Origin of the sequence: uncultured Marinobacter sp., assembly GCF_947259545.1 — a bacterium.
GTDB lineage: Bacteria > Pseudomonadota > Gammaproteobacteria > Pseudomonadales > Oleiphilaceae > Marinobacter.
Map to the genome: position 1 here is coordinate 175009 of NZ_CAMYMK010000008.1, position 12798 is coordinate 187806.

The 12798-nt window shown below is 58.2% G+C and carries 11 protein-coding genes; 8 read left to right on the forward strand and 3 right to left on the reverse strand.

Going from position 1 to position 12798, the window contains the following annotated elements; all coding sequences use genetic code 11:
- The first annotated feature begins 69 nt into the window (after positions 1-69).
- From xerD to ung, 8 genes are all read left to right on the forward strand, one after another.
- Positions 70-1002, forward strand: a complete 933-nt coding sequence (gene xerD, locus Q0Y21_RS12505; protein ID WP_297795917.1) for a site-specific tyrosine recombinase XerD — start codon at positions 70-72, stop codon at positions 1000-1002.
- A gap of 136 nt (positions 1003-1138) precedes the next feature.
- Positions 1139-1876 carry a thioredoxin fold domain-containing protein gene (locus Q0Y21_RS12510; RefSeq protein WP_297795920.1) on the forward strand — a complete coding sequence of 246 codons (738 nt, stop codon included), beginning with the start codon at positions 1139-1141 and terminating at the stop codon, positions 1874-1876.
- Positions 1877-2032: 156 nt separating this feature from the next.
- A complete protein-coding gene (locus Q0Y21_RS12515) occupies positions 2033-3334 on the forward strand; it encodes a homoserine dehydrogenase (RefSeq protein WP_297795922.1) in 1302 nt (433 codons plus the stop codon).
- A gap of 11 nt (positions 3335-3345) precedes the next feature.
- Positions 3346-4746 (forward strand): threonine synthase, encoded by a 1401-nt coding sequence (thrC, locus tag Q0Y21_RS12520; protein ID WP_297795925.1) that lies wholly within the window; start codon positions 3346-3348, stop codon positions 4744-4746.
- Positions 4747-4752: 6 nt separating this feature from the next.
- The gene (gene recJ / locus Q0Y21_RS12525; RefSeq protein ID WP_297795927.1) at positions 4753-6489 is read left to right on the forward strand and encodes a single-stranded-DNA-specific exonuclease RecJ; all 1737 of its coding nucleotides are present in this window, start codon (positions 4753-4755) and stop codon (positions 6487-6489) included.
- A 225-nt stretch (positions 6490-6714) separates the two neighbouring features.
- A protein-coding gene (prfB, locus tag Q0Y21_RS12530; protein ID WP_297795929.1) for a peptide chain release factor 2 occupies positions 6715-7810 on the forward strand; the annotation gives its coding sequence in 2 pieces (ribosomal slippage) (positions 6715-6786 and positions 6788-7810; 1095 coding nt in all).
- A 54-nt stretch (positions 7811-7864) separates the two neighbouring features.
- The gene (gene lysS, locus Q0Y21_RS12535) at positions 7865-9397 is read left to right on the forward strand and encodes a lysine--tRNA ligase (protein WP_297795932.1); all 1533 of its coding nucleotides are present in this window, start codon (positions 7865-7867) and stop codon (positions 9395-9397) included.
- A 3-nt stretch (positions 9398-9400) separates the two neighbouring features.
- Positions 9401-10144: a uracil-DNA glycosylase gene (gene ung / locus Q0Y21_RS12540; RefSeq protein ID WP_297795935.1), complete on the forward strand. Its 744-nt coding sequence runs from the start codon at positions 9401-9403 to the stop codon at positions 10142-10144.
- Between the two features lie 125 nt (positions 10145-10269).
- On the opposite strand, the gene Q0Y21_RS12545 is transcribed toward ung, so the two are convergent.
- The 3 genes from Q0Y21_RS12545 to Q0Y21_RS12555 form a co-directional block, all read right to left on the reverse strand.
- A complete protein-coding gene (locus tag Q0Y21_RS12545; RefSeq protein WP_297795936.1) occupies positions 10270-11103 on the reverse strand; it encodes an HDOD domain-containing protein in 834 nt (277 codons plus the stop codon).
- A gap of 80 nt (positions 11104-11183) precedes the next feature.
- Positions 11184-12182: a folate-binding protein gene (locus tag Q0Y21_RS12550; protein ID WP_297795939.1), complete on the reverse strand. Its 999-nt coding sequence runs from the start codon at positions 12180-12182 to the stop codon at positions 11184-11186.
- A 349-nt stretch (positions 12183-12531) separates the two neighbouring features.
- Entirely contained in the window at positions 12532-12786 is a 255-nt protein-coding gene (locus tag Q0Y21_RS12555; RefSeq protein ID WP_297795941.1) for a succinate dehydrogenase assembly factor 2, read from the reverse strand.
- Positions 12787-12798: the final 12 nt, after the last annotated feature.

The window sequence follows — 12798 nt, forward strand, 5'->3', positions numbered from 1 at the left end:
CCATGGGCTGCCTTTTTCGTGTCTGGCTGTTATAAACAGGGCTCCTAGCTCATTGCCCCGGAAACATACATGGTGTCTCAACGCAGATCCCGACCGGAACCCAGGCCCGATGACGAAGCGCTGATCACGCGCTTTACTGATGCCATCTGGCTGGAAGACGGCCTGGGTGAGCAAACCCGGATGGCTTACCGCAATGACCTTGAGCGTTTGGCGGCGTGGTTGGCGGATCAGCCAGGGCAGCCCTTGCTGAGGGCGGTGCGGCGAGTGGATCTTCTTGCCTGGATTTCCCGTGGGCTGGCGGACGGTGCCAAAACCTCCACAGCAGCTCGCCGATTATCAGGTTTGCGGCGTTTCTATAGATATCTGCTGCGTGAGGGGGTAATCAGTGAAGACCCCACCTTGCAGATTGACAGCCCCCGCCTGCCCCGCCGGTTGCCGGACTCCCTGTCCGAGCAGGATGTTGATGCATTGCTGGATGAACCCGATCCGGCAGTGCCCATAGAATTGCGTGACAAGGCGATGTTGGAGATTCTCTATGGTTGCGGACTGCGGGTCTCGGAGTTGACGGAACTGCGAGTGGATCAGGTTAATCTCCGTCAGGGCGTGGTGCGAATCACTGGCAAGGGTAACAAGGAGCGATTGGTGCCCCTTGGGGAAGAGGCCGTGGACTGGCTGGTGCAGTACATGAAGGAAGGGCGATCTGAATTGCTAAAAGGTCGCTCTTCGGATGCATTGTTTCCAGGCAACCGTCCCGTGGCGATGACCCGTCAGACCTTCTGGCACAGGATTCGTCACTACGCCATGCGTGCGGGCATTAACAAGCACTTGTCCCCGCACACCCTGCGTCATGCGTTTGCGACGCACCTGCTGAACCATGGCGCGGACCTGCGGGTCGTCCAGATGTTGCTGGGACACTCGGATCTCTCGACAACGCAGATATACACCCATGTTGCGCGGCAGCGCCTGCAGTCCCTGCATCAAGCCCATCATCCCCGTGGCTGAGGGGTGAGGTTTCCGGTAAGGTTGGTAGCCTTGAGATCAGACCTGAACTTTAACGTCGTCAGAGTGTCGCAGTAGTTTGAGCGAATAGGCTTGGGGAGTTTCCAAGCTTGAACAATAACCGAAAGCGGAAGACATTATGTTGGTCAGAAAATTGTTTGCATTCACCCAGGCAGTCGCCCTGATATTGGTCGGCAGCCAGGTCGCGATGGCCGGCGAGACGGAGGACCGGATCGCCGAGCGGCTCACAGCGGCCATCCCGGGCCTTAAAGTGACTGAGGTTCGCGAGTCCGAGGCACCCGGATTGTATGAGGTATACAGTAATAACGGTGACACCATCTATACCACCCAGGATGGTGACTACCTGCTGACGGGGGATTTGTTGCAGGTAACCGATAACGGTATTGCCAACGTGTCGGAAAAAAATCGGGCCATCGTGCGTAAGTCGCAGATGGAAGAGTTTGGTGCCAGGGGAGTGATCAGTTATCCCGCTGATGGTGAAGAAAAGGCTGAAATTGCCGTCTTTACCGATATCGATTGCCCATACTGCCGTAAACTGCATGCCGAGATGGATGAGCTCAATAGCTATGGCATTACCGTCCATTACTACGGTTTTCCCCGTTCCGGGCCAAATACGCCTTCTTTCAATAAATACGTTTCGGTCTGGTGCAGTGACGATCAGCAGGCAGCCATGAACGCTGCCAAGTCCGGAAAGCCGGTTGATGCAAGTACGTGTGAGAACCCGGTCAGGGACCAGTTCGCTCTGGGAGGGCAGGTTGGTGTTACTGGAACGCCCGCCATCGTGCTGGACGACGGTAACATGGTTCGTGGTTACGTTCCGGCCCGGAAACTGGCTGAAGGACTTGATCTGCTGTGACGCCGCGGGTGCCGGAGCAGATCCGGCATCCTGAAGGAATCGCCATAGCGATAATGCGGGGCTTATTCAGCGTGCCCTTAATCGGTATACTATGGCCTCTCGATACAACCCCAAGAAAACCCATCAGCACCCCCAAGCGGGATCAGAGGTGAAAGTTTGAAAGACGTCAGTGTCGGAATCTGCGGATTGGGAACCGTTGGCGGCGGTACATTCAATGTATTGACCCGAAACGCCAAAATCATTGCGGGCCGTGCCGGCTGCAATATCCGGATTGGCCGGGTGGCTAGCCGAACCCCCCGGGAAGATATTGATATGGACGGTATTCCGTTCAGCACCGACATTTTCGACGTCATCAACGATCCTGACATTGATGTTGTGGTGGAGTTGATTGGTGGGTATGAGGCAGCCCGGGAACTGGTGCTGGCAGCCATCAAGAATGGCAAGCACGTGGTGACGGCCAATAAGGCCCTGATCGCTGTTCACGGTAATGAGATCTTCGAGGCGGCTGAAAAGGCCAACGTTATTGTTGCCTATGAAGCCGGCGTTGCCGGTGGCATTCCGGTGATCAAATCGGTTCGTGAGGGCATGGCCGCCAACCGTATCGACTGGATTGCCGGCATCATCAACGGCACCGGTAACTACATCCTGACCGAGATGCGTGCTGGCCGTGAATTTGCGGAAGTGTTGAAGGAAGCCCAGGATCTGGGGTATGCGGAAGCCGATCCGACCTTTGATGTTGAGGGTATCGATGCCGCACACAAACTGACCATTCTGGCTTCCGCCGGTTTTGGTGTACCGCTGCAGTTCGAAAGAGCTTATACCGAGGGCATCTCGCAAATCACGCCTTATGATATTGCTCACGCGGAACTGCTGGGCTATCGGATCAAGCACCTTGGCATTGCTCGCCGTCGTGATGACGGCATTGAACTGCGTGTGCATCCGACGCTGGTGCCGCGCAGTCACCTGATCGCTCAGGTCGATGGCGTGCTCAACGCTGTACTTGTCGATGGCGATGCCGTCGGCCAGACCATGTACTACGGCCCGGGTGCCGGCGACGAGGCGACCGCCTCAGCAGTCATTGCGGATATCGTCGACGTTGCTCGCACGGTTGCGGCCGGAAGCTCCCAGCGGGTGCCGTACCTCGGCTTCGATCCGTCTTCTCTGGAAGACCTGGATGTGCTGCCGATGGAGGATATCCAGTCGGCGTATTATCTGCGAATCACAGCCATGGATCATCCTGGTGTACTGGCCAAGGTGGCCTCGATTCTCAGCGAGCATGGCATCAACATCGAGTCGATCATGCAGAAGGAGTCCGAGCTGAAAGACGGTCGTATTCCGGTGATCATCCTGACCCACACGGTCCAGGAGCGCCAGGTGAACCGTGCTATTGAAGAGCTGGAAGCCCTGACGGACATCGATGGCAAGGTTGTTCGCATCCGCGCTGAAAACTTTAACTGACAGGTACGCACGTGAGATACATCAGTACACGGGGGGAAGCTCCCGCCCTGGGGTTTGAAGACGTTCTGCTGACCGGACTGGCCACCGATGGTGGCCTTTATGTTCCCGAGTCACTGCCTCACTTCAGTCTGGAAGAAATCCGCAGCTGGCGTGGCCTGTCCTACAGCGAACTGGCATTCAAGGTAATGTACCCGTTCGTGGACGACGCTATTCCGGAAGACGATTTCCGCACGATGCTGGATGAGACCTACAGCGTGTTTGCCCATCAGTCGGTAGCTCCGCTGGTTCAGCTCGACACCAATGAATGGGTGTTGGAGCTGTTCCGTGGCCCGACCCTGGCGTTCAAGGATTTTGCTCTGCAATTGCTGGGTCGGCTGCTGGATTATGTGCTGGAGAAGCGCAAACAGCACGTAGTGATCATGGGGGCAACCTCCGGCGATACCGGTTCCGCAGCGATTGAGGGCTGCCGTCGTTGTGAACACGTGGACATTTTCATCCTGCATCCGTACGAGCGTGTATCCGAGGTGCAGCGCCGTCAGATGACCACGGTCAAGGGCGACAACATCCACAACATTGCGGTGCGCGGCAATTTCGATGACTGTCAGCGCATGGTGAAGGAGAGCTTCGGCAACCAGTCGTTCCTGGATGGCAAGACCCAGCTTGCGGCGGTGAACTCCATTAACTGGGCGCGGATCATGGCCCAGATCGTCTATTACTTCCAGGCGTCACTGGCGCTGGGCGGACCGGATCGCAGCATGGCGTTTTCGGTGCCCACCGGTAACTTTGGTGATATTTTTGCCGGTTACCTGGCGAAGAAAATGGGCCTGCCGATCTCCCAACTGGTGATTGCCACCAACCGCAACGATATTCTTCATCGCTTCATGAGCGGCAACAAGTACGAGCAGCACCAGCTCGAGCACACCCTGTCGCCGAGCATGGATATTATGGTGTCCAGTAACTTCGAGCGTCTGCTGTTTGATCTGCACGGTCGTGATGGCGCGGCGGTCAAGCTGCTCCTGGAAAATGCTGCCAAAGGCCCGGTCAGCATTGAGGAGTATCGTTGGAAGCACGCTCGCAAGCTGTTCGACAGTGACGCGGTGGATGACAAGACCACCTGCGATACCATTCGTGAGATCTACGAGCAGAATGAATATCTGCTGGATCCCCACACCGCCATCGGTGTGCGCGCGGCCCGCAACTGTCGCCGTGACAAGTCCGTGCCGATGATTACCCTGGGCACGGCTCACCCGGCCAAATTCCCGGATGCGATCGCCGAATCCGGGCTGTCCATCAAGCCCGAACTGCCGGCCCATATGGCGGATCTGTTCGAGCGGGAAGAGCGTTACACGGTGCTGGACAACAACATCGCGGGCGTTCAGGAATTCATTGCAGAAAACTGGAAGAATACCTGACCCGGTATGACACCCAAAAAGATCCTGCGTCGCCCTCAGCCCGATACTCTTCCGGGCTGGGGGCAAAACCTGCCCCCCTTGCTTCGCCGTCTATACGCCGCACGTGGCGTCACCTCTGATGAACAGCTGAGCTATACCCTGAAACACCTGGCGTCACCGCTGGAACTCCGTGGTATCGACCGGGCAGTGGAGCTGCTGTCTGAAGCGATAGCCGGCGAGCAGCGGGTCATGATTCTCGGGGATTTCGACGCCGACGGCGCCACCAGCACTGCCGTCGCCATGCTCGGCCTCTCCATGCTGGGACTGAAAAGCGTCGACTTCCGGGTGCCCAGCCGGTTTGCGGACGGTTACGGCCTGACCCCCGGCATCATCCATCGGCTAAAAGACGAGGGTGAGCTGCCGGACCTGATGGTCACCGTCGACAATGGCATTTCGGCAATTGAGGGGGTCAGAGCCGCGAAAGAGTTGGGAATCAAGGTGGTTATCACCGACCACCACCTGGCTGGCGAGACCCTGCCGGACGCCGATGCCATCGTGAACCCCAATCAGCCGGGTTGCCCGTTTCTCAGCAAAAACGCCGCCGGTGTTGGTGTGATGTTTTACGTGCTGACGGCTTTGCGCAAGCACTTGCGGGAGCAGGGCAGACTGCCGGAGCCGCAGCCCAATCTTGGTGCCCTGCTGGATCTGGTGGCGCTGGGCACCGTGGCGGACGTGGTGCCGCTGGATCACAACAACCGGATCTTCGTCGAGCAGGGCCTGCGCCGGATTCGTCAGGGCGAGGCCCGTCCGGGAATCCTCGCGCTGCTGGAAGTGGCAGGCCGCGATCATACCGCCCTCAGCTCCACCGACCTTGGCTTCGTAGTCGGCCCCCGACTCAACGCCGCTGGCCGGCTTGATGACATGAGCATCGGCATTGCCTGCCTGTTGGCGGACAGCCCGGACGAAGCCCGTCGGTTGGCCCGGGAACTGGACACCTTCAATCGCGAACGCCGCACCATTGAAAAAGACATGAAGGCCCAGGCCCAGGATCTGCTGGCATCCATGTCGCTCGATCTGGAAGGATTGCCCTGGGGGCTGGCGTTGTATGACCCGGAGTGGCATCAAGGCGTCATCGGCATCCTCGCCGCCCGTATCCGCGAACAAACCAACCGTCCGACGGTCGCGTTTGCCGCCGATGACAACGGCAAAGACATCAAAGGCTCCGCCCGCTCCATTCCCGGCCTGCACATCCGCGACGCTCTGGCGGTGGTTGACTCACGCCATCCCGGTCTGATGAAGAAGTTCGGCGGCCACGCCATGGCGGCCGGCATGACCCTGGCTGGGGAAGATCTGGACACCTTCTGCGAAGCCTTCGACAAAGCCGTGCGGGACACGCTCACGCCAGAAGATCTGGAAGCTGCCATCGTCACCGACGGCCCGCTGAACAGTCAGGAGCTGTCCCTGGACACCGCCACCCTGCTCAAGAGAGCCAGCCCCTGGGGCCAGCACTTTCCCGAGCCGCTGTTCGACGGAGAATTCCGCGTCGTCAGCCAGCGCATCGTCGGCGAAAACCACCTGAAACTGGTGCTGCAGCCCGCTGATGGCAGCGGCATTGTTGATGGCATTGCTTTCAATACCGGCCCGGAAGTGCCCGACTACACCAAAACCGGGGCCAGGGTGGTGTACAAGCCGGATGCCAACACCTTCAGGGGCCGAACCAACCTCCAGCTGTTGGTGGATTACCTGGAGCCGTTGAACTCCTGATACAGGGCGGGCTGGCGCAAAATTCTGCCGGTTCAGGGGTGGGGTCGCTTTTCTGCAGGGACAAAGGTGTCTGAGCGCAGCGAGTTCTTTTCCCGAAAGAAAAGCGACCCCACCCCGGAACCCGCCTCCATAGTAAGCAAACCCGCAGGCTGATTTACAAACAGAATTCCGGTAGAATTCCGCCTCTGTTTTTACTCTCCATTTTCAAGAGCGAGTAAGGGTTCCATGGAAATTAATCCCATTGTGACGAAGATTAAAGAGCTTCGTGAGCGCACTGAAGCGCTCAGGGGGTATCTTTGACTACGATCAGCGTAGTGAACGACTGGTCGAAGTAGAACGGGAACTGGAAATGCCCACGGTGTGGGACGATCCCGAGCGCGCCCAGGCACTGGGTAAGGAGCGTTCGGACCTTGAGTTGATCGTGCGTACCATCGACAACCTCACCTCCGGCCTCGAAGACGCCGAAGGCCTGCTGGAAATCGCGGCCGAGGAAGAGGACGAAGGCACCGCAGGCGAGATCGAAGCCGACCTGGAAGGTCTCGACAAAGAGCTGGAAAAGCTAGAGTTCCGCCGCATGTTCTCCGGCGAGATGGATGCCAACAACGCCTACCTGGACATCCAGGCCGGCTCCGGTGGTACCGAAGCCCAGGACTGGGGCAACATGCTGTTGCGAATGTACCTGCGCTGGGCCGAGCGCCGTGGTTTCAAGGCGGAAATTGTCGAGTTGCAGGAAGGGGATGTGGCCGGTATCAAGAGCGCCACTATCCATATCCAGGGCGATTACGCCTACGGCTGGTTGCGCACCGAGACCGGTGTCCATCGCCTGGTGAGGAAGTCGCCGTTCGATTCCGGTAACCGTCGCCATACCTCATTCTCCTCCGTGTTCGTATCGCCGGAAGTGGATGACAGTTTTGAAATTGAAATTAACCCGTCGGATCTGCGCGTTGACGTCTACCGTGCGTCCGGTGCCGGTGGTCAGCACGTAAACCGGACCGAGTCCGCGGTGCGTCTGACTCACAACCCCACCGGGATTGTGGTGGCCTGTCAAGCCGGGCGCAGTCAGCATCAGAACAAAGACCAGGCCATGAAGCAGCTCAAGGCCAAACTCTTTGAACGTGAGATGCAGGAACGCAACGCCGAAAAGCAGAAGGCCGAAGACGCCAAAGCCGATATCGGCTGGGGTAGCCAGATCCGCTCCTATGTGCTGGACGACAGTCGCATCAAGGATCTGCGCACCAAGGTCGAAACCAGCAATACCCAGTCGGTGCTGGACGGCGACATCGACAAGTTTATTGAAGCCAGCCTGAAGATGGCGCTGTAACCCAGCGCCTTCGCCACGCTAACCCGGACAATCCCCGATTTTTAGTGAGCCAACATGACTGAACAAACCCAGAATGCACCGCACGAAGACAACAAGCTGATTGCCGAGCGCCGCGCCAAGCTGTCGGATATGCGTGAGCAGGGCAATGCTTTCCCCAATGATTTCCGCCGTGATGCCACAGCCGCCGAGCTGCAGGCCAAGTACGGGGACAAAAGCAAGGAAGAGCTGGCGGAGATGGGGATTCAGGTGGCCATCGCCGGTCGCATGATGCTGGATCGCAAGGCGTTCAAGGTGGTTCAGGACATGACCGGCCGTATCCAGATCTACGCCTCCAAGGATGTCCAGAAAGACACCAAGCACTGGGATCTCGGGGATATCGTGGGTGTGCGTGGCATCCTGTGCAAGTCCGGAAAAGGCGACCTGTACGTGAGCATGGATGAGTACACACTGCTCACCAAGTCCCTGCGCCCGCTGCCGGAAAAGCACAAGGGCCTGACCGACACTGAGGCCCGCTACCGTCACCGCTACGTCGACCTGATGATGAATGAGGACAGTCGCCGTGTGTTCTACGCGCGCTCGAAAATCATCAGCGCCATGCGCCAGTACTTCATTGACCGGGACTACATGGAAGTGGAGACCCCGATGCTGCAGGTGATTCCCGGTGGCGCGACGGCACGACCATTCGTGACCCATCACAACGCCCTGGGCATTGACATGTACCTGCGCATTGCGCCGGAACTGTTCCTCAAGCGCCTGGTGGTTGGGGGCTTCGAGCGGGTGTTCGAGATCAACCGCAATTTCCGTAATGAGGGGCTTTCCACCCGTCATAACCCGGAATTCACCATGGTGGAGTTCTATCAGGCCTACGCTGATTACAACGACCTGATGGACCTGACCGAAGACATGCTGCGCACCATCACCCAGCAGGTATTGGGCACTACGACAGTGGTGAATACCCGCACGCTGAAAGACGGCGAAGAAGAAACCATCGAGTACGATTTCGGCAAGCCGTTCGAGCGCCTGACCGTGGTAGATGCCATTCTGCGCTACAACCCGGACGTTAAGGCGGAGCAGCTGGCGAACGAGGAGAGTGCCCGTCAGTTGGCAAAGGACCTGGGTATCCATCTCAAAGATGGCTGGGGTCTGGGCAAGGTGCAGATCGAAATCTTCGAGGCGACGGCGGAGCACCGTCTGATGCAGCCGACGTTCATCACCGAATACCCGAAAGAAGTGTCGCCTCTGGCGCGCTGTAAGGACAGCGATCCGTTCGTCACCGAACGCTTCGAATTCTTCGTTGGTGGCCGTGAAATCGCCAACGGCTTCTCGGAGCTGAACGACGCCGAGGACCAGGCGGAACGTTTCCAGGCCCAGGTGGCCGAGAAAGACGCCGGTGATGATGAGGCCATGTTCTACGACGAAGACTACGTCATGGCTCTCGAGTATGGCCTGCCCCCCACTGCGGGCGAGGGCATCGGTATCGACCGTCTGGCGATGTTGCTGACGAACTCGCCGTCCATCCGTGATGTCATCCTGTTCCCGGCCATGCGCCCGGAACACAAGACGGAAGCCCGGAAAGACGAGGAGTAACCCATGTCCCCGGTGGAGATACTGGCCAGCCAGCTCCGGTCCGACCGGGGCTGGAGCGAGCATCTCTCACAGGAGTTTCGCCAGCCCTACATGCAGAAGCTGGCGGAATTCCTGGCGGCCGAGGAACAGGCCGGAAAAACCCTGTTCCCGGCCAGCCATCACTGTTTCAACGCCCTCAACAGCACACCGCTGGACAAAGTCCGCGTGGTGATTCTGGGCCAGGACCCCTACCACGGCCCCGGCCAGGCCCACGGCCTGTGCTTTTCCGTCCGCCCGGAGGTACCGCCGCCACCATCGCTGGTAAACATCTTCAAGGAAATCCGCGAAGACCTGGGCATCGAACCGCCGGATCACGGCTGCCTGCAGCCTTGGGCGGAGCAGGGGGTGTTGCTACTCAACAGCGTCCTGACAGTGGTTCAGGGCCAGGCCGGCGCCCATCAGGGCAAGGGTTGGGAAGCCTTCACCGACAAGGTCATTGAAACCATCAACCGGGAACGGCAGGGCGTCGTGTTCCTGCTCTGGGGCAGCTACGCCAAAAAGAAAGGTCAGCACATCGACCGCAGCCGCCATCATGTGCTGGATGGTCCCCACCCGTCACCTCTGAGTGCCTACCGTGGGTTTTTCGGTTGTAAGCATTTCTCTCGCGCTAATGACTGGCTGAAGCAAGAAGGGATGCAGCCCATAGATTGGGGGCTACCTTTAAAAGCTGAGCTTCTGGATCGCTACCGTCGAGAGTCGCGAGCGTAAGCGAGTGGCCAGAGCCTCCCAAAACCGTGCGGAGCCATGGATGGCGGAGCCGAGCGTACAGGGAGGTATTCACAGCGTGTTTTGGGAGGCTCTGGCCACTCGCTGGAGCGGCCTACCGCAAAGAGTTACTTAAGCAAGGCCATAGCCGCTTCCATCTGAGCGTTGAGATCTTCCTCCTCGCTCATGTCCACCTCGGGATCAAGCCCCAGCCGATCGAAAGCAGAAATGGTCTTCCAGTCCAGCTCGGTCCAGGGATGATCCGAACCGGCCACCAACTGCAGATTGGCTACCATCACCAGGTCAGCGTAATCCGCTGCCGGTACCTCACGCTGGAAGTTGGCGTATTCCAGCGGGACGGACTGGAGCTCGGCCGGGAAATCCCATTTCTTCAGGATCAGGTTACCGATCCGCGGGTGCAGCTCATCAACGACATTGTCCAGCATAATGCTGCTGATCTGGATATCGCGATCTTCAACGTACCGCAGAATTGGCAGCACACCAATCAGATGCACAAGGCCGGCCAATGTGGCCTGGTCCGGCTTCAGTCGGGTGTAGTGCTGGGCCAGAACGTGACACACGCCGGCCACCTCAGTACTGGTTTGCCAGGTCGCTCTCAGGCGCTTGTCGATCATGTCAGACGTGGCCTGGAACATCTGCTCCATGGCAAGCCCCATCGCCAGATTGCTGGTGTAGGCCATGCCCAGACGGCTGACGGCCATGTTCAGGTTCTCGATGGCGCGACTGCCCCGGAAAAGGGGGCTGTTGCAGACACGAATAATGCGAGCAGACAGGGCCGTGTCGTTACTGATGACCTTGACCAGATCCAGAATGGCGGAGTCCTCCGATTCGGCAATCTCCCGCACCTGAAGAGCGACTTCCGGAAGCGTTGGCAGCACCAGCTGATCATTCTCGATCGCACTGATCAGATCATTTTTGATGGTTTCAACAATGTTCGACATGGTCAGTTGAGGTCCGTCGTCTATAAGTATTCAAAATAATAGGTACTTTATAGCAAAAACTCGCCGGAATGCCTGTCAACTTATGTATCTGGTGTATCGGATTGTTGCTGCTCCGGCACCGCGTACGGGAGTTCCAGTCGCTCCAGTGTGATGTCCGGATGGGTGTCCAGGTGGAGTGGCGTATCCACGGCATTGTGACGAACGACAGCCAGGCATTGCACAGACTGGTCCGCGAGGCGAACGCTATTGACCACCTCACCGACGGACTTTTCACCGCTCTTGAGAGCGGTTCCGCAATCGGGAGCAGTATCCACGCCGGCGGCAGAAAAACGAAACAGACTTTTCTTGAGCTGACCGAGGAAATGCATTCGGGCAATGACTTCCTGGCCTGTGTAGCAGCCTTTCTTGAAGTGCACGCCGTGAACGTGTTGCCAGTTCAGCATCTGGGGCACATAGGCTTCCAGGGACTCGGGGGTAAGTCTGGCAATGCCAGCTGCTATCTCTGACGCCTGCCAGTTGACCTGGTCGGTCTTCTCGGAGGGCTGGAAGACCTCCGCCAGTTCCGGCGAAAGGTCACCCCTTTGCCAGAGTTCAAACCGGGCCAGTCCCTCAGCAGTGTCCTGGGTTCTGATCAGATGGTGTTGGTCGACAACAACACTGTCGCCCGGCGTATTAAGCTGATTGGTGATGTCCTCACCAAGCTGCCGGGTAAGCCCGTCACCCAGAATACCAAGGATGCGGCCATTGTCGACAACCTCCATGGCGGTCCCGCGAAACAGCATCAGGTATTTACGCAACTGACTGGTGATGTGATCTGCCAGGTCTTCCGGTAACGCGATCAGCACGTCCTCTCCGTCACGCACCATGCGTGTCAGGCAGTAAGCCCTGCCTTTCGGGGTACTGGCCGCCGCGCGCGGTGAAAAGGATGGGGTGACATCCTCCAGGTTTTGGCTGAACTGGCCCTGGAGAAACTTATCGGTACCGGGGCCGGTAATACGGAGAATGCGTTGATCTTCAAGTATGGCCCACGCTGACGCAGGTAGCGGTTGGCTGGCGACCATGGTCGAAGAGTCTGTCATTGAGCGCTCCCGGTGTTATGTGTTGCTGGCGAGGGAATGGTTGCTTTGGCTCAGTCTTAGCCACATCCGCAAACGGCGGAATTCATCGGGATCGACATTGCGAAACCCCGGGCCAAAGTTGGCCAAAACCACCAGGCGTGAACCAGATCTGGTGTCGGATGCGCGAATTTTCAAGAGTGTCAGGCGAGGGCCGATCCGGCTTTCACCGGCGACGCAAACCGGATGGCTGTTTCCTGAGGCGAAGCGGGCACGGAGTTGACCCTGTTCCAGGGTTAACTCCGTAACAGAGTTGGCTGCCTGAAGTATGCTTCGCAGCCATGGACGGGACGCTGAAGGCCGAAGGCGGAGATTAATCCGGCTGGACACGGTTCAGGATCATATCCACGATGCGCTGAAGGTCCGGATCTTCCGGGCGGCTGCGCTGCATGAACCATTCAAACATGTCGGTGTCTTCGCAGGTCAGCAGCTTTTCATAGCGTGCCTGGTCTTCTGCCGCCAGTCCGGGATACGCCTCTTCTACGAAGGGCACCAGCAATACGTCCAGTTCGAGCATTCCACGGCGGCTGTGCCACCACAGGCGTTTGTATTCGGTGTTGTCAGACATTCGGTTTCTCTT